This window comes from Acinetobacter sp. TR3, assembly GCF_027105055.1.
Classification (GTDB): Bacteria; Pseudomonadota; Gammaproteobacteria; order Pseudomonadales; family Moraxellaceae; genus Acinetobacter.
The window spans coordinates 639,828-660,848 of record NZ_CP114264.1; the positions used below are offsets into that span (position 1 = coordinate 639,828).

Genomic DNA, 21,021 nt, shown 5'->3' on the forward strand with positions numbered 1-21,021 from the left:
ATAAGCTATGTTAATCTATTGGATGTATTTTAAACATTTGTCTACGGATCAGGGCAATGAAAAAAAATAAAAAGCTAGGATGTCTATTGTTACTGCTATTAAGTCCATACTCTATAGCGATGCAACCTATGGATGACCAGAGTCTTGCTACAATGACAGGGCAAGATGGTCTGACTATTCAAGCACAAGCAAATGTTGAGTTTAAGCAGTTATCTATGATAGATAATGATGGTTTGTCATACGGTAGCGGTTCTTCATTATATACATCGCCTGATTATACTAAAAGGGCTGGTTTAGTGATTGGAGGGCAAACGTCTTCTAGCCCTATTCGAGTTGTAGGGCTAAATGGTTCTAGTGAAACTATTCTTGGATTCAATGCTGTAATTGACTCAGATGTTGGGACTGTTTTAAATAAAGGAGCTTTCACAAATATTGCTTTATCTTTTAACAGTAATATCACAGGAATTCGTATTTCTCCTTTTTCTGTATATGCTGCTAGCGAAAGTACTCTCTCTGATATCATTAGTAATTCATACACTAAAAGTACAATCTATGATAGTTCTACATTAAAACCTAAAGCAGGTTTAGCGAAAGAAATTGTAAGAGTTGGTGGTGCAAGTGGGATAGATATCGTTTTTGCCGCTAATAAACCAACAGTAAATATTCAATTAGGTGCAGCACCACAAGGACATATGATTATGTTTGGAGGTGCAATAAATTCAATTTGTGGTTCAGGTAGTGGTTGTAATATAGTTGCTGTTTCTGACTATGATGGAAGCAATAATCCATATGGTATCGGTTTTGATTTTAAATTTACGGGTTATAATAATTCACCTTTTGGGCTGACTGGTTTTTATGCGGGTATTGAGGGTAAAAATGGCACGGACTCTGGTGGGTTGGTTTTTGGGAATTCGGGAGTTTCAGACAAATTTAACTTAAGTTTAAATAACGTAATTTTAGGGCAGTCTGGAAGTTCGTCTACGACATATCCATCGAGCACTTTTAATGGATTGCCAAATGCTTCAATTGGAAGTATAGGTGCTGTAGGCGCATCAGTTACTAACTTAAAGATGAAAGTTAGTGGGATGTAATAAGATTGTGACAGTATATTAGTCATTTTATTAAAGCGACCTCAGTCGCTTTTTTATTAATATACTATTATTAAAAAAGATCAGCTCTGCTCCAAGTAATTAATAATATCATCCAGTTGTTTTTCTTTTTTTACTTTTGTCCAGAGCTCTTGAGCCTCTGGATAGGCTTTCGTCATCATACCTAACCATTGCTTATAACGTCCGATCATTCCAATTTCAGTTTTGTACTGACCACTTAAAAAACGTTGCTGGAGTTGCACTAACTCTGGCCAAGAAAGGATAGCTTGATCACTATTCTCTCGAATACATAAGGTGAGATCTGGTGTAGTCACAGCACCTCGACCAATCATAATATCATGGCAATCTGACTGCGCTATACACGCTTTGGCATCAGTATTATTCCAAATCTCACCATTCGCAATCACATTGATGTCTAAAGCTTCGACGATTGGCTGAATTTTTTCCCAATAGGCAGGTGGGGTATAGCCATCTGCTTTAGTACGCGCATGTACGGTAAGCCAATTTGCGCCAGCATCTTCTATCGCATGTGCATTATCTAAAGTGTGGTTTTCATCTAGATAGCCCAGACGCATTTTAGCTGAAACGGGTATATGTGCAGGTACAGCATCACGAACAGCTTTAACTAAGAGATGTACGGTTTCAGGTTCATCCAATAGAACAGAACCGCCACGATGACGATTAACAGTTTTAGCAGGGCAACCAAAATTAAGATCAATTGCTGGGGCACCGAGTTCAACAACTTTCGCTGCGTTTGCTGCTAACATTTCTGGATTATTGCCAAGAAATTGAACATGAACTGGTGTGCCAGCCGCAGTTTTACCTGAGTTTTTGAGTTCAGGACAAAAACTATAATAAATATGATCTGGAAGAATACTATCGGTAATACGAATAAACTCGGTTACGCACCAATCAAAACTGCCGACATGAGTGAGCACATCACGCATGATTGGATCAGTTAGACCTTCCATTGGAGCGAGCACAAGTTTCACGATTAGTATTACCTAATTAAAAGAATACAGCGTTATACGCATTTTCAGATAGGCTGTCTAGTTTATTATGAAACTAGAAATTAACGTCCCAAAATCATTTCTAAAACAAACTTACTACCGATAAAACCAATTGCAAGTAAGATAAAACCTGTAATGGTAAAGCGAATTGCTTTACGTCCGCGCCAGCCAAATTTGTAATGCCCAATTAAAAGCGCACCATATAAAAACCATGAAATAATACTAAAAGCGGTTTTATGAGCAAGATGTTGAGCAAAGAAGTTATCAATTGTAAAAAAGCCAAAGAGAAGTGCAGCAGTGAGTAACCCAAAACCTGTGATAATTAAATCAAAGAGTACCGATTCCATCACTTGGAATGGTGGAAGTAAGTTAACCCAAATTCGTCTTTTTTGTTTCTTCTTAAGTTCTCTATCTTGAAACCAAAGTAATACTGAATGAATGGTTGCCATCAGTAAAACAGCATAAGCTGATAAAGAGAGGATGATATGAAGATCTAAACCTAAGCTATGTTGTTCAATGACTTGGTTTGGTTGACTAAAAGCATATCCTAAAATTAAACCAATTGCGGCAACAGGAGTGCCAATTAAATTTAATGGCAAGATTGGTCGAATTAAACTTAAAATTAAACTGAGTGCTAGCATCAGCCCCGAAGTGAATGAAATCAGGTTAAATACATCATAATTCACGCCAATTGGTGTCATCATATCTTGATAGAGCACAGTACTATGCAGTAATAGCCCTAGACCAATCATAATCGAATAACACCAAAGATTTGGAGTACGTTTTGACATCAAACGTATAAACAAATACCAAAAAGAACTGGTATAAGCTACAAGTGCCAAAATTGTGTAAACCAAGGGGAGACTGATCATGTCAAACCTTTTTCAGGGGGTTGAATAATATTCACTATATAAGATGTAAATTCGCTTCGAACTACAGTATCCTATAGCATCTTACGCATAAATTTTCTATTTTAAGAAAGATTTTTTTGCAACTAGCCATTTTAAGCGGATTTCGCAATGTTTGATACCTTAACAGAACGACTCACACAGAGTTTAAGAAATGTTACTGGCTCAGGGCAGCTGACCGAAGACAATATTAAAGATACCTTACGTGAAGTACGTATGGCACTTCTTGAAGCCGATGTGGCATTACCTGTAACTCGTGAATTTATCGCGAAGGTTAAGGAAGAAGCTCTCGGTCAAGAAGTCATGACTCAGCTTTCTCCAGGTCAGGCATTTGTAAAAATTGTCTATGATGAACTCACCAAAATGATGGGTGAGGCAAATGAGACTCTAGATTTAAGCGCAAAGCCACCTGTCGTGGTTTTACTTGCAGGTTTGCAAGGTGCGGGTAAAACAACAACTGCCGCAAAATTAGCGCGTTTTCTGAAAGAGCGCCAAAAGAAAAAAGTAATGACTGTTTCTGCTGACGTCTATCGTCCAGCCGCAATCAAGCAGTTAGAAACAGTATCCAATGAAGTTGGTGTGGGTTTCATTCCATCAGAAGCATCTGAAAAGCCAATTGATATTGTTAATCGTGCGATTGAACAAGCTAAAATCCAGTTTGCTGATGTTTTAATTGTTGATACCGCAGGACGTCTGCATGTCGATGAAGACATGATGGATGAGATTAAAGAATTACACGCTGCAGTTAAGCCAACAGAGACTCTGTTTGTTGTCGATGCGATGACAGGTCAGGATGCTGCTAATACAGCAAAAGCGTTTAACGATGCTCTGGCTTTGACTGGTGTTATTCTCACTAAAACTGATGGTGATGCACGTGGTGGTGCTGCGCTTTCTGTTCGTGCGATTACAGGTAAACCGATCAAGTTCTTGGGTATCGGTGAAAAACTAGATGCACTTGAGCCATTCCATCCAGATCGTGTTGCACAACGTATCTTAGGTATGGGTGACGTACTTTCTTTAGTCGAAGAAGTTGAACGCAAAATCGACAAAGAAAAAGCCGAAAAAATGGCGAAGAAATTGCAGAAAGGCGGAACCTTCAACTTTGAAGATATGCTGATGCAATTTGAGCAAATGAGCAAGATGGGCGGGATGATGGGCTTCTTGGATAAGTTGCCTGGCATGAGTAACTCTGGTATTCAAGATGCGATTGCACAAGCAAATCCTGAAAAGCAAGTGAAAAAAATGGAAGCGATTATTCAATCGATGACCATTAAAGAACGCCGTAACCCAGATTTGATGAATCCAAGCCGTAAAAAACGTATTGCTGCGGGTTGTGGTATGGATGTTGCTGAAGTGAATAAATTAATTAAGCAACAAGCTCAAATGGCGAAAATGATGAAGAAATTTGCGAATCCGTCAGGAATGAGCAAAATGTTGAAGTCATTAGGTAATATGCAAAAACAATTTGGTGGCGGTAACATGGGACCTTTATTTGGTAGTAATGAACCCAAAAAATAACCTAAAGCTATCTAGAAAAGGCGCAAATTGCGCCTTTTTTGTTAAATATTTCTTGTGCATTTAAGTATAAATTTAATACAGAAAATCAATATGAAAATAAACAAATAAGGGGCACAATAATTTTAAGTATTTGTTTTATATTTATAAAGTGTTATATATGTCACATAATTCGAACGGTAAGGTATTTATATTACATTGTGAAAATGCAAATCCAGAGCAGCATTGGTATAGTCAAATCATTATAAAACTAATACAACTCAGTCGATGAGTTATTTCGAGTTTTTTTTGAATCATGTATGGATAATAAAGTGGTTTGACTATATTTATGGTTAGAACAACAATTAAAATCTGACGGAATTGCCGCTGAACGTATATTTCTTGCGGACTCGAATCACCCAGAAGCTGAAAATTTGGCAAACTTGTTTAGAAACACAACTACAAGATTTAAATGAACAGAGTATTGTTGTTGCCCATGGATTGTCTGGTATTGCCGTGGTTCACTTTCTAGCAAAGCGTCTGTAACAAACTCAGTTGAAAGCATGCTTATTTATTGCTGCTTCTAATGAACCTATAGCTAAATTTCCTGAATATGATGAATTTATTCAGCATTCAAATTTTACGAGCGCCGTAATCCGAGCCAATGTTAAAAGACACCTCGTTTTCTTTTCTACGAATGATCCTATTGTCCCAGTGCCTTTGACCTTTAAATTTTCAAATTTACTGAATGCCCAACTGATTGAAGCTGTTCAGGCAGGGCATTTTCGTACTGAAGATGGATATACGATGTTTCCTCAGTTGTTCTAGATACTTCAAACATTGGTTAATGCTGACTTAAGTTGAACGTAATTTTTTAGTCCTTTAAGTAAGAGATCAGATTCAATCAACGGCCGATGATGTTGCAGAAATTTGGCGAATATATCAGCATCTCCACCTGTTAAAATCAGGTGTTTAGGTGATTGTTGCATAATTTGATCAATGGTACTAATTAGACCTAGCAAGATACCGTGATGTACAGCATCAACGGTGTTGTGTCCAGGTTTTAAATTATCAAAAGCCGAATCTGGAATTTTAATGCCCTTGGTATTTTGAATGAGTGAATCTCGTTGCAAATATAAATTTGGCAGAATATAACCGCCTAAATGTTGTAAGCCTTCTACTAAATCGATGGTCAGCGCTGTACCACAGCCAATCACACAAAAGTTTTGATCAGGTTTTGAAATTGCTAAGACCTGTAACCAACGATCAATCCCGAGTTGACTTGGAACATCATAACCACAACGAAGCCCTGCATAATTAGCATGTACCTGAGCGAAGATAATTGGAATTTCCAAAATATCGAGGATCATTTGAATACGTTGATTATTTTCTGTGTCTAAAACAGATGAAATCCCAACCTGACTTAAATTTTGATGCCTAAAATGTTGAATTAAACCTAACAGTAAATCGGCAGGTGACTGTAAATGTAATTCTGCAGCATGCTCAAGCACTTGATCATTTTCGGTAATCCAATATTTTAAACGGGTATTACCGATATCCAACCATAGACTTTTCATAAAATGATCATTCCTTAAATTGGTGCGAGGCGTAAACGGCCTTGATAGAAGGGTTGAACATGATCGGTTTTAATTAGTACAGCACCATCATTGGAGATGCCTTGAAAATATCCCTGAATTTTACCTTGGGCATGTTCAAATTCAACGTGTTGATTGAGCCATATTGCATGATGGTTAAAGCGTTCAGCTAAATTATAACTGCCATGTTCAAACCACTGAGAAGCCTCTTGAATCGCAGTGTAGAGCTCAGCAATCAGCATTAAACGATCAGTATGAGCTAAACCGAGCATCGCCAGAGAGGTAATTGGCTGATCCGCATTTTCTACAGGGGGTGTATTTAAATTGATCCCGACACCGACGATCGCTTGATGTGCTGAAAGTGGCTCAACCAAAATTCCACCCCATTTACCTTGTGGACTATATAAATCATTGGGCCATTTGACTTGTAGGCTTAAACCTTGCAAGCTCGGCATTTGCAGAATATTTAAAGCAACTTCCAGTGCAAGGCGACCATCTAAGGCAGTCTTAGTGTGAATCAGTGTACTTAAATAAATATTTCCTTCAGGAGATGCCCATTGTCGTTGATGTTGACCTCGACCTTGTGTTTGCAGTGCACTGCAAACTAATCCTGAGCTAATGCCTTTTTGCGCAATTTCACGCATATCATCATTGGTCGATGTTGTCGTGGTTTTGAGCAAGACGATTTCAGGAAATTGATTTTTTGCATTAAGTAATTGCTGAAGCTGGCGAGTTGCTAAATCTTCCATTGTTTTACAAATAGAGTGGTCATGTGTTTATGGAGTTAATCATATATTTGCTGATAGGTGCAATTGCTGGATTTACTGCAGGTTTGTTTGGTGTTGGTGGTGGCTTAATTATTGTACCAATTTTATATATTGTCTTTACTCAAATGCATTATGACCCGAATGTGATCATGCATATAGCAGTGGGGACATCTTTAGCTACCATTATCGTAACATCAATTAGTTCTGTGACTGCTCACCATGAAAAAGGTGCTGTCTTGTGGAATGTATTTCGTAATTTAGCACCAGGTTTAGTTTTAGGGTCTTTTTTAGGTGCAGGTGTGGCTGATTTACTCTCTGGGCAGCATTTACAGTTAATTATTGGTATATTTGCAGTGTGGATGTCGTACAAAATGTTTAGCGGAGCGCATGCTGTTATTGATCCAAATCGCCACTTACCATCTGCACCATTACAGTTTATTGCTGGTGGTGGAATTGGAGTGGCATCTGCGATTTTTGGGATTGGCGGTGGTAGTTTGACCGTACCATTTTTAAATCGTCATGGTGTGGTGATGCAGAAAGCAGTGGCTACTTCAGCGGCGTGTGGATTGCCGATTGCGATTGCTGGTGCAATCGGATTTATGTGGTTTGGTACAAAAGAGCAAATCAATGTGCCAAATACGATTGGTTATGTTCATATTTATGCTTTTCTTGGTATTAGCGCAATGAGCTTTATTACAGCTAAACTGGGAGCAAAGGTAGCACATCGCTTATCAGCTGCGATGTTAAAAAAGTGTTTTGCAGGCTTATTAGTTGTTGTAGGCTGCTACTTTATTTATAAAGGTTTAATTTAAGTTATCAGCCCATAATGTACTTCAATTGTTGCGATTAAGGTTTCGACCAATAGCAAAACATCATCTTTTTGACGTGCATCGATGAAAAACAGAGGGTAATTAACGCCTTGTGTTGCAAGCCAATCTCGGTATATCGAAAGCGTTCTTTCTGGTTTTCGGTCAATATGAGTAATTGCAATCACAATATTATTGCCAAATGGTTTGAACGCTTCTACATATTGAGCTAGATCGAGTAGTGGATTTTCAGCAGCATGGTCAATCATGACAATCGTACCAATTGCACCTTTGCAGATGACTGCCCAAATAAACTCAAAACGTTCTTGTCCAGGCGTCCCGTATAATCCGACTTTGACGCCGTCATCTAAAGTAATCTCACCATAATCGATACCGACAGTGGTGAGCATTTTTTCATGTGATTCAATATCAGTATTTAAAGCCTCGGTGCTGAGTACATCAATTTCCGAGAGGACATTTATCGCCGTGGATTTACCTGACCCCATTGTTCCACCAAAGACAATTTTATATTGTTGTAAAATCATAGAATTATCCTAGGTTAGAAGCCGAAACGATTACGTAATCGACCAAACAGTTTTTTCATAAAATTTTGTTCAGTCATATTTTGACTATTTTGTGGATGAAAATTGGCTTGATTATCTTTGATAATTTTGCCGTAATTTGCACCTAAACTTGCTGCGACAAATTGCTTGACGCGCTGTTCCGGTAATTTTAATTGGTTGGCTACAACTGAAATTTCAGCCCCTTTAGCAAAACAAGCAGCCATACGTAAAATATCTTGCCGCTCAATTTTATTTATCGGTTGTGGCCAAATCTCTAAATAGAAACTTGATGCAGAGGGGGGGCAAAGTTCATTAAAATCTTTTGATGCCCAAATTAAATTCCATAACCATTGTTTTAAATCTTGTTGTGGAGTCTCAGTGATCCAAAGTTGGTCATTTTGTGTGGCGTAGGTGTAATTCAAGCTTGGATCTGTATGTAATGTTTGTAGCATCGGATTTTGCCAAATCCATTCGTTACGAGCGTCTGCAATTGCAACTAAACCATTGTTATCAAATAACTGAATTTTCCCATTTTTAGGATTAAGGATTTCTTGTAGAACTTCCCTAATCTGTTTGCGATGAATTGTAGTATTGGTTGCTTGAGGTGGGGATGCTTTTTCTATCGCAGCATTTTTAGATAAGCGCTCATTTAGCCATTGATGTAATGAGTGAAGATGATTCAATGGTAGATATAGAATGTCATCTTCGATTGAACTATTTTTATTTGCATCATTGGCAATTTGTAGAACATTAATATGGTTATTTTTGATTAAGCTTTTGATATTCGGTGAATCAAAAAAAACATGATTGATCATCAAAATATCGAGCTGCGGTTCAGAAATATTGCTCCAATTGACTTGGATATGACTAGGAATAGCAGTTTGTATATGTTCTTTTAATTCATTCAATGTTCTGAGACTGAGCCCAAAAATTGCGATATTAACAGCTTGATGAACACTCATAATGCTACTCATAATTACTGATCAATTCAGTAAAATTAATAAAAATGTGTTTGTATCGGTAATAATATTATTTTATGTGATTTATATCAATAAATTTTGGTAAATAAACTAATTTTCAGATATTCGGTTAGCACGATTTCGTAAGCTTAACTCATTGATCTTAAAGATAAGTGATTTAATTTTTTAATCAAATATTTTCTAAAAGTATTGTTTTTATCTTTCGATTGACTTAAAAAGCAATAAAATTGTTAGACAATGATATAGAATTTATGCAGTGAGATCAGTTAAAACAAAAAAGCGCAAATAGCATTGGAATATGCGTATAACAACGATAGCGAGGGGATCATGAATCTCGAAGAGGCTGATAGTCTTTCTGAACAGATTGCAAAATATATTAGTGAACAAATTATTAGTGGTGAGCTGGTTGAGGGAGAGCGTATTCAAGAGCTACGTATTGCGAAAGAATTAGATGTGAGTCGAGGTTCTGTTCGTGAAGCTTTGCTACTACTAGAACGTACTTATTTAATTGAAATTTTCCCACGACGTGGTGCAATTGTTTCTGAAATGTCAGCTCAACAAGTTAAAGCTCTGTTTGATACCAATGTCATGCTACTTGGGCATATTGTGCAACGAATTAGTGAGACTTGGAGAGTTAACGAGGCTGAACAGCTACAGACCTTATTAGATCAACTGGTTGAATTTGTACGTGCCGGGGATATTGAAAAATTCTACGATTCGATTTTTAAATATTTAGCAGATCAGCATGATATGGTGGCGAATCCCTATTTAATGCAATTTTATAAAGAATTGTTGCCTTCGTTACGTCGTAGCTACTTTTTAACCTTAAATACTTCACGTCGTGAATTACAGGAATCTTTTACCCTGTTTAAGTTAGTGATTGATGCTATTTTGATCCGAAAATCACAACAAGCGGCTTTATTTATGGAAGATTTTTGTCGACACTTACGTAACCTTGTGTTGGAATCTCTGACACGTATGAAACAGATTGAATTGGCTTGGGCTAGACGCTCACGCCGCTAGTTAGGGCAGTATGCGTTTAAGCAGTTTAAAACTTTCAGGCTTTAAATCTTTTGCCGATAGTACTACATTACATTTCAAAGCAAACCGTACTGCGGTGGTTGGACCGAACGGTTGCGGTAAATCAAATGTCATCGATGCTATTCGTTGGGTGATGGGTGAATCCAATGCACGTCAGTTGCGCGGCGGTAGTATGCAGGATGTCATTTTTACTGGAACGGCTAAACGGAAGCCTGTCGGGGTTGCCAGTGTCGAACTTCGTTTTGATAATACCTACGGTAAATTAGGTGGGTCTTATAATGCCTATAGCGAACTGGCAGTCCGTCGCCAAGTGACGCGTGAAGGTAAGTCTGAATATTTCTTAAATGGCACGCGTTGTCGCCGTCGTGATATTACCGATATTTTCTTGGGTACAGGTCTAGGGCCTCGTTCTTATGCGGTGATTGAACAGGGTATGATTAACCGTTTAGTCGATGCCAAGCCTGAAGAAATGCGCGTGTTTATTGAGGAAGCCGCAGGGGTATCTCGTTATCAAGCACGTCGTCGTGAAACCTTACAGCACTTAGAACATACTGAACAGAATTTGGCACGTTTAGACGATATTGCGGCTGAACTAAAATCACAACTCAGAACATTAAAACGTCAGTCTGAAGCCGCGATTCAATACAAGACTTTAGAAGGGCAGATCCGTACATTAAAAATTGAGATTCTTTCGTTTCAAGCCAATCAAAGTCAAAAGTTACAACAAGAATATACGGTTGAAATGACGGCGCTGGGTGAAAACTTTAAGTTGGTTCGTTCTGAGTCACAGACCATTGAACACGATCTTGAAGCCACCAGTGCTTTATTCCAACGCTTAATTCAGCAATCTTCACCTTTGCAGCATGAATGGCAACAGGCCGAGAAAAAGTTGTCTGAATTAAAAATGACTTTGGAACAAAAACAGAGTTTATTCCAGCAAAACAGCAGTAGTTTGGTTCAACTTGAACAGCAAAAATTACAAACCAAAGAGCGTTTGCAACTATCCGAATTACAGGTCGAAACTTTAACAACTCAATTTGATGAGCAAAACGAAAGCTTACTTGCCTTAGAGCAGCAAACGCAAACTGCTGAGCAAAATTTTAGCGATGTTCAAGCCCAACATAAGCAAGCACAGCAGCAATTTGAACAACTGAAAACTCAAGTCGATCAGCAACAACAAAAAAAGTTGCAGATGGCTGCACAAATTGAGCAATTGGGTAAGAATGTTCTGCGGATTGAGCAGCAAAAGCAGACTTTGCAAACGCAAAGCACTCAGATTCGTGCTCAGGTTCAGGATGATGAACAGGCGCAGTTAGAACAATTACAGCAGCAACTGCAACAGGAAATAATTGCGTTAGAAACCGCGATTGAGCAATTACAGCAGGGTGTTCAGACACAGCAAGATCAACAACAGTTGCAGAAGGCCGATGTACAGAACTTGAAAACTGAGATTCAGGTTTTATTGGCTGAACAAAAGAATTTAAATCAATTGGTGGCGAAGCAGAGCCCGAAGCATGATCAAAATGCAGCTCGATTGATGCAAAGCCTACGTTTAACTGCTCAAGCTAAAGCGCATGCAAACATTATTGAGAAGTTCTTGGCCAAGTGGTTGCAAGCGCATTTACTGGATGGTGAACAGTCATTTCAGGAAGGTGTGGCTCGACAGTTAAAAACAGAATCTCCCTTGCAGAGCTATAATCGCTCCTCACCTCTTTTAAAAAGAGGGGAACTCCCTCCTTTTATAAAGGAGGGCTGGGGTGGATTTAATGATTATTTAAGTGATTGGATCGAAGCCCCGCAATCTTCGCTCTGGTCAAATGTTGCCGTGGCTGAAGATTTAGCAACTGCATTAAATTATCAATCTGATCTCATTCAAGCGCAGTCAATTTTAAGCCTCGATGGTTATCATGTCGGAGCAGATTGGGTGATTGGTCTGCATTATGATGAAGACAGCCAAAGTGCGCAGGGGATGCTCAGCCATCAAATCCGTTTAGATGAAATTGAACAGCAGCTTGCGGAGAAGCAAGCACAATTGCTTGAGTTGGAACATCAATTTTCACAACAGCAGCAAGGGTTGCAACAGCAACAGTACAACTTACAGCAACAACAGCAAAATCTGAAACAAAAGCAGAAAGAGCAGCAACAGCTTGATGTACAAATTGCCAAACTACAAAGTACGGCACAGGCATTTGTATTACAGCAGATGCAATTAGCAGATCAACTTAAACAGCTCGATGTGCAACTTGAAGAAGATGCCATGCAGCGTGATGATTTGGAAATTGATTTACATGCACTTGCACTCAAATTAGAAGCAGTATTACCGAATTATAAGACTTTACAGTTTCAGGTCGAAAATCTGAATGAACAGTTGGATGAGCAACAACAGCAGTTGACGCAACAGCAGCAGCAACGTGAAGCTTTGCGCCGCCAGACCTCGCAAGCCAATCAGCAAATTGAGTTGCTCGAAAAAGATATTTCATTTCTGAAAACCCAATATCGACAAATCATTGAACAGATTGAGCAAGCGAAAAAGTTTGTTGATCCGATTCAGCTTGAATTACCGAACTTAGAGTCGCAATTCCAAGAGCAATTTCAGCAAACAGAAAAGCTGCAAAAAAATTGGAATGAGTGGCAACTTGAACTGAATCAAGTCCAAGAGAAACAGCAGCAATTGACAGAACAACGTCATCAAGCACAGCAAAAAGATGAGCAGGTGCGTGAGCAGTTAGAGCAAAAGCGTTTGGCTTGGCAAGCTGCTAAATCAGATCGTGAGCATTATCTGGAACAGCTCAAAGAACTCAATGCCGATGCCTTATCTGATCTCTCGATTGAAATAAAAGATCATCAACAGAAATTAGAAAGAGCATTGCAACAATTTGATAAAATTGGTGCGGTAAACTTGGCAGCTTCACAAGAATATGCAGACGTGTCACAGCGTTTTGATGAACTGAGTCATCAGATGCAAGATCTACAAAATACGGTTGATCAGCTCAAAGATGCGATGAAAAGTATTGATCAAGAAACACGTAAATTATTTATGACCACCTTTGATCAGGTCAATCAAGAGCTGCAAGTGTTGTTTCCAAAGGTATTTGGTGGCGGTGAAGCGACCTTAAGTCTTGAGGATGATTGGCAGTCTGGGGTGAAATTGATGGCACGTCCACCTGGCAAACGTAATAGTTCTTTGGCACTACTTTCAGGTGGTGAAAAGACTTTAACTGCTTTGGCATTGGTATTTGCGATCTTTAGGTTGAATCCTGCACCTTTCTGTGTATTAGATGAAGTTGATGCACCACTTGATGATGCCAACGTACAGCGGTATTGTAATTTGGTAAAAGAGCTTTCTGAACAAGTGCAATTCATTTACATTACACATAATAAATTGGCGATGACAATGGCAACTGATTTACTGGGAGTGACCATGCCAGAGCCGGGCACATCAAAATTAGTGACTGTCGATTTAGAACAGGCAAAAGAATACGGGTTAGTTTCGGAGTCCTAGTATGGAAATGAATACAATAATAGGCATTGTTATCGCCGTTGTGATTATGCTCGTTGGGTTAGCAATGGTTTTGAGAAAACCAAAAACAGTTGAGCCATCATTAGACGCTGATTTACATATTAATTCTGACAGCAATCAGCCTGTGATCCCGCGTAATGTACGAGAGCAGCTTCTACAAAAAGACACTGTAATCTCAACAACTGAACGGGTTGAACCAAGTTTTAAAGCAGAAACTATTCAAGTAGATATTCAAGCAGCACCAGTACAAACTGTTGCAGAAGAGAAAGCTGAAGAAACGGTAAAAGTTGCGGCTGAGCCTGTCATTCATACTGAAATCAATACAAGCATTGAACGATCAGAAGATCAACCACGAGTAGTGGAGGTATCTGATGATGAAGACTTATTAGATAAAGCTGATGAAACGAAAGTTGAGCCAGAACTGAGTTTAAATCCAAATATTGCAACTGTTGAAATTGAAGAATTTGATGGTGAGAGTAATATCTTGGATGTGCATTTACATGAACAGCAACGTTATGATGATGAAAGTGCATTAGCAACAGCTGAGCAGATTATTGCGCTGAATGTTTTTCCAAATCCACGCCGTGCGTTGTCGGGCGATAAAGCATTAAAAGTATTGCTGAAATATGGTCTCCGCTTTGGTGAAATGTCGTGTTTCCACCGTTATGAAAATACAGAAGAGCCAAGCACATTGATGTTCTCTGTATTGCGAATGACGGACAATGGTCCTGCTGGCTTTGATTTAGAAAGTTTATCTGGTGAGCAAGTACAAGGTTTAGCATTCTTCCTTGCACTGCCAAATAGCAAAGCTGTGACTGGCTATGACATGATGACTAGTATTGCAGGCTTAATTGCGCGTGAAGTCGATGGCAAAGTCTATGATGAAAATAATTTAGAATTTACGCCACAATTGAAAGAACATTGGCGTCATCATGTGATTGATTACCGTCCAAATCAAGCAACCGTCTAATGAATCTTTTATAATAAATTCAGTAAAAAATTATAGGGCGGTTTTTCCGCCCTTTTATATGGTGAAATTTAAATGGAACACAACTCAGTTATTGAGCAAATGCGTCAGTTAATTCAACTGATTGCAAAGCATAACCATGCTTACTATGTGATGGATGAGCCATCCATTTCTGATAGTGAATATGACCATTTATTTCATCAGCTTAAAGCTTTAGAACAACAACATCCAGAATGCATTCAGGCAGATACACCGACCAATAAAGTCGGTGGTCAAGCCTTGTCAAAATTTGAAAGTGTGACCCATGCTGTTCCCATGCTGTCATTGGGAAATGTCTTTAATCAAGATGATCTATTTGCTTTTGCACGCCGTATTGATGAACGTTTACCGAACCAAAAAGTTCAATATGAAGTTGAACTCAAGCTTGACGGTTTGGCGATTTCACTTTGGTATGAAAATGGTGTACTGGTTCGTGGTGTCACTCGTGGTGATGGTGAGACAGGTGAAGACATTACCCAAAATGTTAAAACCATTCGTAACTTGCCAAAAGTTCTATCGGGTCAGCATCAAGCGATTCCACAATTTTTAGAAGTCCGCGGTGAAGTGTTGATGCCGAAGCAAGGCTTTGAAAAACTCAATGCCGATCAGGAAGCGAAAGGTGATAAGACCTTTGCGAATCCACGTAATGCCGCGGCAGGAAGTTTAAGACAGCTTGACCCAAATATTGCTGCGTCACGTCCATTGGCATTCTATGCTTACGGTATTGCTCAGTGTGAGCCTAGTCATGGTCTCGCAACGATGCATGATAGTTTACATTGGTTAACCAAATTTGGTTTTGAAATCGCTGAGCGTCAATTCTTGTGTGCTTCGATTGAAGAAGTACAACAACGTTATGAACAAATTCAACAAGAACGTCCAGATTTAAAAGTTGAAATTGATGGCATGGTGGTGAAGGTCGATGATCTGAAACAACAACAACAATTGGGTTTTTTGAGTCGTGAACCGCGTTGGGCAACCGCTTATAAATTCCCTGCACAAGCTGCCTTGACCAAAGTTGAAAATATTGATTGGCAAGTCGGACGTACTGGAACACTTACCCCAGTTGCACGTTTAGCACCCGTCTTTGTGGGAGGTGTAACTGTTTCCAATGTGACTCTACATAATATTGGTGAAATTCATCGTTTAGACGTACGCGTTGGCGATACGGTCAGTGTGTACCGTACGGGTGATGTGATTCCGAAAGTTGAAAAAGTTTGGGCTGAATTTAGACCTACTGATGCGGAGATGGTACATCTTCCGACGAATTGCCCTGTATGTGAATCGCCTGTTGTTATGCCAGAAGGTGAAGCACTAGCACGTTGTTCGGGTGGCTTATATTGTGCGGCACAACGGATTGAAGCCATTCGTCACTTTGTATCCCGTAAAGCCTTGGATATTGAAGGTTTGGGAGATCGTTGGGTAGAGTCGTTATTACATCTCGATTTACTCAAAGATGTTGCCGATATTTATCATTTGCATGAACATCGTGACACCTTATTGACTATCGAGAAAATGGGTGAAAAATCCGTTCAAAACCTGATTGATGCCATCGAAGCGAGTAAGAAAACGACTTTGGCACGTTTTATTTATGGCTTAGGTATTCGTGGTGTAGGTGAAACCACGGCACGTATGTTAGCCAATACCTTCCAAACTTTGGATGTTTTGAAAGCTGCCGATGTTGAAGCACTTAAGAAAACGCCTGATGTCGGTGATATTACAGCGGAGTGGATTGCAGATTTTTTCCAAGTACCGCATAACATTGAAGTACTCGATCGTTTATTGGCAGCGGGGATTCATTGGGATGCACCAACTGCTCCGACACGTCAACCATTGAATGGTGAGAGTTGGGTGGTGACAGGCACACTGGAAACCATGGGCCGTGATGAGGCGACACAGAAGTTACAAGCTTTGGGTGCACGTGTCAGTGGTAGTGTTTCCAGTAAAACCAAATGTGTCGTTGCAGGTGAAAAAGCAGGAAGCAAATTGGATAAAGCACAGAAATTAGAAATTCGAGTGATGAATGAACAAGAGTTTTTAGACTTTTTGGCGCAATACGGAGGTGTTGAATGAGTATTAAAGCATTGAAAGCCCATCTGGCCACAAAACCTGAAAAAGAATTGCTTCAAGAAATTGTTAAACTATATCAACAGTTTTCAGTAGTCAGAGATTTTTATGATTCACAGATAAGTGCAGAGGGGGCAAATGACGTACTTTCTAAATATAAAAAAATAATTCAAGATGAATTTTTGCCCAAACATGGATTTGGTGATGCACGGTTATCTGTCGCACGAAAAGCGGTTATGGACTTTAAAAAGCTCAATGGATTAAATATACATCTAGTTGATCTTGCAATCTATTATGTTGAAACTGGAGTAAAATTTACCAACATGTATGGCGATATTAATGAGCCATTTTATAATAGCATGGAGTCAATGTTTGCTCAGGCAATGAAATGGATGAAGCAGCTCAATGTAGAAAGTCAATTTCAACAAAGAGCAACAAAAATTTGTCACGATACAGATGGCATTGGCTGGGGGTTTCATGATGGACTATGTGAAACTTATAGTGATTATTTTGATGATTAATACTTAAAAGTATTAAAAGTATAAGAAACAAGCCTATTCAAACCGATGTGGTTGAATAGGCTTTTTATTGTTAAATATATTTTTTCACAATGCCATCATCGAGTAATTGCTGGAAATGTTCGCAAACACTGCCACGGATATCTCGATAGTGAATACCTAACTCATTCACACTACGCTGTGAATTAAAGTAGATTGGATAACCCATATTCAGTTTGACAAATTGGCGTGAATGACCAAATACGGGTGCAACTAAAGAGAATGCTGTTTTAGGTACAGTGAAATGTGGGAATGGGTATCTATAACCGAATTTTTGCGTTAAGGCTTTGCCCATTTCGAGCAAACTTAATGTTCCGCCACAAATGATATAGCGACCTTGCGCTTTAGGATTGAGTGCCGCAGCAACATGTGCATCTGCAACATCACGGACATCTACGATTCCATTCCACATTGGCGGTACACCAAATAATGTTGTGCCATTCCCGAACTGTTGTAAAACTTCGATACTGCCAGATTGACTTGCATCAGTGAGTGATGGTCCCATCACCAGTGCAGGGTTGATACAAACAAGACTCCAACGATTTTGTTGCTCGGCCATTTCCCAAGCTTTACGTTCAGCAGCAACTTTTGAATATGGATAAGGTTGATGGGTTTCACTACTGGTGTTATTCCAATGGTTCTCATCAAATTCATTATTTGCTGTGTTTTGAATTTCAACTGCATCACCATAAGTTGAAGCAATACTTGAGGTTAAAACCACACGTTTCACTGATTCTGTACGATTTACACTATCTAAGACATTCTCTGTACCTTTGACTGCAGGTTCAATAATGTCTTTAACCGCATCTTTATAGTTAGTGACAACAAAAGGTGATGCTGTATGAATGACGACTTCACATCCTTGCATGGATTCATCAAAAGAATGTGCTTCGAGTAAATCTGCTTTGAAAAATTGAATTTTTCCAGATGACTTGTCTGCAATATCATATAAATGCTGAATTTTATTTTTCTTTGATGGGTCCCGAACTGTTGCATGAACGTTATAGCCTTGATTGAGCAGTCGTTCGATAATCCAGCCAGCAATATAACCTGTTGCGCCAGTGACTAATATTGGTTTACTTTTGTCCATTGTTATTTCCGCATAATGTTTTTGTGATTGATGTTATTTAACGAATTTTGCTCAAACAAACAACGGCTGAACAGTCATTTTTTATAATTTATGCTTAAAAGCCGAACTGAATAAGAAGCATTGCGAATCGTTACAAAAATTCAAACAACAGATTTTTCCTAAAATTATGCTTTAGATGGTTTTTGAATCTTATGCAAAGGCTTATTTTACTTGGATAAATTAAGCTAATTAGAACTGTAAATGCGTATGTTTCTCATTTTAATTTGATAAAAATCATAAACTTACACATAATATTTTTGCAATTGCTGTCTAATTTCACCATAATAGACTTATTCGATAGGGAGTAAGTATTATGCGTGGCAATCCAGAAGTCATCGACTATTTAAATATGCTCATTGGCGGTGAATTGGCTGCTCGTGATCAATATTTAATTCATTCAAGAATGTATGAAGATTGGGGCTTAAGTAAAATTTACGAGCGTATTGATCATGAAATGCAAGAAGAAGCTTCACATGCTGATTCAATCATTCGTCGTGTTTTATTTTTGGGTGCTCAACCTAATATGAATCGTGAAGACATCAATGTGGGTACGGATGTTGTAAGTTGTTTAAAAGCTGATTTAGCACTTGAATATCATGTGCGTGAAAAACTAGCGACAGGCATTAAGCTTTGTGAAGATAAAGGTGATTACATTAGTCGTGATATGTTGCGTCAGCAGCTTTCGGACACAGAAGAAGATCATACCTATTGGTTAGAAAAACAATTGCGTTTAATTGAATTAATTGGTTTGCAAAACTATATTCAATCGCAAATTTAAGTTTTTGTGAATTAGAAAAACTCAGCAGATGCTGAGTTTTTTTGTTTAAGCACTATTTTTTAATTTGAGCATCTTTTAAATCTTTTAATACTTGATCAGCATGCGTTTGCGTATTCACACTCGTGTAGTGATACATAATTGCACCTTGAGGATTAATCAAGAAACTCTCACGTTTAGCAATTTTTGTAATCCCGAGGTTTCTAACAATGCCAAATTTTCCAGCAAGTTCGCCTTTTTCATCTGCCAAAATTGGGAACGGTAAACCAAGCTTTTGTGAAAACTTTTGGTGTGATGCAACATCATCCAAACTGACACCCAAAACTACTGCATTTGACTTTAAGAATTGAGGATAAAGTGATTTAAATTGATTCGCTTCTTGAGTACATCCCGCAGTGTCATCTTTAGGGTAGAAATAAAGTACAATCCACTTGCCTTTATATTGGTTCAAAGTGTGCCATTTGCCACTTTGATCTTGTAGTTTGAAATCTGGCGCAGACTGTCCCACCCATTCTTTTTGAGCTGTATTTTGCTTAGAAAAAATAGAAGTTTGCGCTGTACTAAGGCTAGGGATACCAAGTAAAAAAAACGAACTGCATAAAATAATAACTTTGGACTTTATCGTATTCATCATGTTGATCTCAAAGTGTAATAAACTCTACTTTAGCAAATTTCGAAACCATATGGGTTAGAAAATTCTTTAAAGAATTTTGATCCGTTTTATGGTGTCTTTTGAGCAAAGCATAATGAAAGGGATTGATTAGGAAAATAATGACTCGTATAAATCGGAGAGTATACTGCATTCAAGTTTTTGGAATTGAGCAAGCACGTGACTTATAGGATTCTACTCATCACGGGATGGGGCGGTGGTGTCGAATTATTAAAACCTTTACATGAGGCTTTAGAGAAACAAGGACATGTGGTTGAGCGGATCAATATCTTTAATGCGCTGGATGGTGACATCTTGCAACAGCATGTTGAACTTGCGGTTAAATATGATGTAATTGTCGGGTGGTCGCTTGGCGGACAACTGGCAACAATCTTGGTCAATCAAATACAACAACAAGATGCAGAACAGAAAGTTTTAATCACTTTAGCATCGAATCCATGTTTTGTTGCTCAAGCAGATTGGATGACTGCCATGCCTGTTGAAACTTTTATGCAATTTAAAGAATCATTTGAACAGGATGCCATTACCACGCTAAAACGGTTTGGCTTATTGGTCTGTCAAGGTACAAGTTCGGCAAAAAAAGACTTCGTGGCTATGCAGAGATTGATTCGTCCACAACCGATTGCATTGCTTAGACAAGGTTTAAAGTTGCTAGAGCAATTAAATCTGGTTGAGATATATAAAAATTATCAAGGTAGACAGTTGCATGTCTTTGCAGAGCATGATGCTTTGATTCCTTACCAAGTTGTCCCAAAAACTAAAGATTTAGCTGCAAAGAATTTATCTGTTGTTTCGATTGATGGAGCTTCACATGGTTTTCCTTGTTTTATGGTTGAGCAGACTGTGCAGATAATTGAAGATTTTATTCAATAGACGGTTTAATCTTGCTTGAATTGAACGTTCTCGCAATATATTTTAGTTTTTGACACGTTTAAGATTACGCATACGGATTTTAAATCTGTTAGGGCGGAGTCGTGCTGAGTTTTAATTTAATTTCAGGATAAGCTTTCAGCTAGACTTACTTTGG

The 21,021-nt window shown here is 38.6% G+C and carries 18 protein-coding genes and 1 pseudogene; 11 read left to right on the plus strand and 8 right to left on the minus strand.

The features are described 5' to 3' along the window. The first annotated feature begins 56 nt into the window (after window positions 1-56). Entirely contained in the window at window positions 57-1,091 is a 1,035-nt protein-coding gene (locus O1449_RS03050) for a DUF6160 family protein (RefSeq protein ID WP_269239130.1), read from the plus strand. Between the two features lie 80 nt (window positions 1,092-1,171). Here the strand turns inward: O1449_RS03050 and O1449_RS03055 are convergent, their stop codons facing one another. Then, a complete protein-coding gene (locus tag O1449_RS03055; protein WP_269239131.1) occupies window positions 1,172-2,101 on the minus strand; it encodes a tRNA-dihydrouridine synthase in 930 nt (309 codons plus the stop codon). Window positions 2,102-2,181: 80 nt separating this feature from the next. After that, entirely contained in the window at window positions 2,182-2,991 is an 810-nt protein-coding gene (locus tag O1449_RS03060) for a cytochrome C assembly family protein (protein ID WP_269239132.1), read from the minus strand. Between the two features lie 147 nt (window positions 2,992-3,138). On the opposite strand from O1449_RS03060, the gene ffh reads away from it, so the two are divergent. Together ffh and O1449_RS03070 are read left to right on the plus strand one after the other, a co-directional pair. Continuing rightward, the gene (gene ffh, locus O1449_RS03065) at window positions 3,139-4,545 is read left to right on the plus strand and encodes a signal recognition particle protein (protein ID WP_004663664.1); all 1,407 of its coding nucleotides are present in this window, start codon (window positions 3,139-3,141) and stop codon (window positions 4,543-4,545) included. A 157-nt stretch (window positions 4,546-4,702) separates the two neighbouring features. Next, window positions 4,703-5,349 (plus strand): annotated as a pseudogene (locus tag O1449_RS03070) (RBBP9/YdeN family alpha/beta hydrolase). Between the two features lie 5 nt (window positions 5,350-5,354). Here O1449_RS03070 and O1449_RS03075 read toward each other — a convergent pair. Both O1449_RS03075 and O1449_RS03080 read right to left on the minus strand, forming a co-directional pair. Continuing rightward, the gene (locus O1449_RS03075) at window positions 5,355-6,098 is read right to left on the minus strand and encodes a pantothenate kinase (protein ID WP_269239133.1); all 744 of its coding nucleotides are present in this window, start codon (window positions 6,096-6,098) and stop codon (window positions 5,355-5,357) included. Window positions 6,099-6,112: 14 nt separating this feature from the next. Then, the gene (locus tag O1449_RS03080; RefSeq protein ID WP_269239134.1) at window positions 6,113-6,865 is read right to left on the minus strand and encodes a biotin--[acetyl-CoA-carboxylase] ligase; all 753 of its coding nucleotides are present in this window, start codon (window positions 6,863-6,865) and stop codon (window positions 6,113-6,115) included. Between the two features lie 29 nt (window positions 6,866-6,894). Here O1449_RS03080 and O1449_RS03085 point away from each other — a divergent pair, with 29 nt between their 5' ends. Next, window positions 6,895-7,695 (plus strand): sulfite exporter TauE/SafE family protein, encoded by an 801-nt coding sequence (locus O1449_RS03085; RefSeq protein ID WP_269239135.1) that lies wholly within the window; start codon window positions 6,895-6,897, stop codon window positions 7,693-7,695. On the opposite strand, the gene O1449_RS03090 is transcribed toward O1449_RS03085, so the two are convergent. Together O1449_RS03090 and O1449_RS03095 are read right to left on the minus strand one after the other, a co-directional pair. Beyond that, complete coding sequence (locus O1449_RS03090) at window positions 7,692-8,234, minus strand: GTP-binding protein (protein ID WP_269239136.1); 543 nt, start codon at window positions 8,232-8,234, stop codon at window positions 7,692-7,694. The two genes, O1449_RS03085 and O1449_RS03090, sit on opposite strands and share 4 nt — an antisense overlap. 14 nt (window positions 8,235-8,248) lie before the next feature. Beyond that, window positions 8,249-9,214, minus strand: a complete 966-nt coding sequence (locus O1449_RS03095) for a hypothetical protein (protein ID WP_269239137.1) — start codon at window positions 9,212-9,214, stop codon at window positions 8,249-8,251. Between the two features lie 345 nt (window positions 9,215-9,559). Here O1449_RS03095 and O1449_RS03100 point away from each other — a divergent pair, with 345 nt between their 5' ends. From O1449_RS03100 to O1449_RS03120, 5 genes are all read left to right on the plus strand, one after another. Next, window positions 9,560-10,255 (plus strand): GntR family transcriptional regulator, encoded by a 696-nt coding sequence (locus O1449_RS03100; protein WP_269239138.1) that lies wholly within the window; start codon window positions 9,560-9,562, stop codon window positions 10,253-10,255. 10 nt (window positions 10,256-10,265) lie between these two features. Continuing rightward, window positions 10,266-13,775 carry a chromosome segregation protein SMC gene (smc, locus tag O1449_RS03105; RefSeq protein WP_269239139.1) on the plus strand — a complete coding sequence of 1,170 codons (3,510 nt, stop codon included), beginning with the start codon at window positions 10,266-10,268 and terminating at the stop codon, window positions 13,773-13,775. Window position 13,776: 1 nt separating this feature from the next. After that, window positions 13,777-14,763: a cell division protein ZipA C-terminal FtsZ-binding domain-containing protein gene (locus O1449_RS03110; RefSeq protein ID WP_269239140.1), complete on the plus strand. Its 987-nt coding sequence runs from the start codon at window positions 13,777-13,779 to the stop codon at window positions 14,761-14,763. A 72-nt stretch (window positions 14,764-14,835) separates the two neighbouring features. Beyond that, window positions 14,836-16,869 carry an NAD-dependent DNA ligase LigA gene (ligA, locus tag O1449_RS03115; RefSeq protein WP_269239141.1) on the plus strand — a complete coding sequence of 678 codons (2,034 nt, stop codon included), beginning with the start codon at window positions 14,836-14,838 and terminating at the stop codon, window positions 16,867-16,869. Further along, window positions 16,866-17,384 (plus strand): DUF6155 family protein, encoded by a 519-nt coding sequence (locus tag O1449_RS03120; protein ID WP_269239142.1) that lies wholly within the window; start codon window positions 16,866-16,868, stop codon window positions 17,382-17,384. The genes ligA and O1449_RS03120 overlap by 4 nt, the downstream gene beginning before the upstream one ends. A gap of 70 nt (window positions 17,385-17,454) precedes the next feature. On the opposite strand, the gene O1449_RS03125 is transcribed toward O1449_RS03120, so the two are convergent. Next, window positions 17,455-18,510 (minus strand): SDR family oxidoreductase, encoded by a 1,056-nt coding sequence (locus tag O1449_RS03125; protein WP_269239143.1) that lies wholly within the window; start codon window positions 18,508-18,510, stop codon window positions 17,455-17,457. 352 nt (window positions 18,511-18,862) lie between these two features. On the opposite strand from O1449_RS03125, the gene ftn reads away from it, so the two are divergent. Continuing rightward, entirely contained in the window at window positions 18,863-19,327 is a 465-nt protein-coding gene (gene ftn / locus O1449_RS03130) for a heteropolymeric bacterioferritin subunit Ftn (RefSeq protein ID WP_004663600.1), read from the plus strand. A gap of 52 nt (window positions 19,328-19,379) precedes the next feature. On the opposite strand, the gene O1449_RS03135 is transcribed toward ftn, so the two are convergent. Further along, the gene (locus tag O1449_RS03135) at window positions 19,380-19,958 is read right to left on the minus strand and encodes a peroxiredoxin (protein ID WP_269239144.1); all 579 of its coding nucleotides are present in this window, start codon (window positions 19,956-19,958) and stop codon (window positions 19,380-19,382) included. Between the two features lie 195 nt (window positions 19,959-20,153). Between O1449_RS03135 and O1449_RS03140 the strand changes: the two genes are divergently transcribed. Beyond that, on the plus strand, window positions 20,154-20,867 hold the full coding sequence (locus O1449_RS03140) for a hydrolase (RefSeq protein WP_269239145.1): 714 nt from the start codon (window positions 20,154-20,156) through the stop codon (window positions 20,865-20,867). Window positions 20,868-21,021: the final 154 nt, after the last annotated feature.

What these genes read in the sequence shown, in the direction of transcription:
- O1449_RS03090 (WP_269239136.1), bottom strand. Translation starts at nt 8,234, where the DNA reads ATGATTTTACAACAATATAAAATTGTCTTTGGTGGAACAATGGGGTCA.
- smc (WP_269239139.1), top strand. Translation starts at nt 10,266, where the DNA reads ATGCGTTTAAGCAGTTTAAAACTTTCAGGCTTTAAATCTTTTGCCGAT.
- O1449_RS03095 (WP_269239137.1), bottom strand. Translation starts at nt 9,214, where the DNA reads ATGAGTGTTCATCAAGCTGTTAATATCGCAATTTTTGGGCTCAGTCTC.
- O1449_RS03060 (WP_269239132.1), bottom strand. Translation starts at nt 2,991, where the DNA reads ATGATCAGTCTCCCCTTGGTTTACACAATTTTGGCACTTGTAGCTTAT.
- O1449_RS03050 (WP_269239130.1), top strand. Translation starts at nt 57, where the DNA reads ATGAAAAAAAATAAAAAGCTAGGATGTCTATTGTTACTGCTATTAAGT.
- O1449_RS03135 (WP_269239144.1), bottom strand. Translation starts at nt 19,958, where the DNA reads ATGATGAATACGATAAAGTCCAAAGTTATTATTTTATGCAGTTCGTTT.
- O1449_RS03120 (WP_269239142.1), top strand. Translation starts at nt 16,866, where the DNA reads ATGAGTATTAAAGCATTGAAAGCCCATCTGGCCACAAAACCTGAAAAA.
- O1449_RS03085 (WP_269239135.1), top strand. Translation starts at nt 6,895, where the DNA reads ATGGAGTTAATCATATATTTGCTGATAGGTGCAATTGCTGGATTTACT.
- ftn (WP_004663600.1), top strand. Translation starts at nt 18,863, where the DNA reads ATGCGTGGCAATCCAGAAGTCATCGACTATTTAAATATGCTCATTGGC.
- O1449_RS03075 (WP_269239133.1), bottom strand. Translation starts at nt 6,098, where the DNA reads ATGAAAAGTCTATGGTTGGATATCGGTAATACCCGTTTAAAATATTGG.
- O1449_RS03080 (WP_269239134.1), bottom strand. Translation starts at nt 6,865, where the DNA reads ATGGAAGATTTAGCAACTCGCCAGCTTCAGCAATTACTTAATGCAAAA.
- ligA (WP_269239141.1), top strand. Translation starts at nt 14,836, where the DNA reads ATGGAACACAACTCAGTTATTGAGCAAATGCGTCAGTTAATTCAACTG.
- ffh (WP_004663664.1), top strand. Translation starts at nt 3,139, where the DNA reads ATGTTTGATACCTTAACAGAACGACTCACACAGAGTTTAAGAAATGTT.
- O1449_RS03125 (WP_269239143.1), bottom strand. Translation starts at nt 18,510, where the DNA reads ATGGACAAAAGTAAACCAATATTAGTCACTGGCGCAACAGGTTATATT.
- O1449_RS03110 (WP_269239140.1), top strand. Translation starts at nt 13,777, where the DNA reads ATGGAAATGAATACAATAATAGGCATTGTTATCGCCGTTGTGATTATG.
- O1449_RS03100 (WP_269239138.1), top strand. Translation starts at nt 9,560, where the DNA reads ATGAATCTCGAAGAGGCTGATAGTCTTTCTGAACAGATTGCAAAATAT.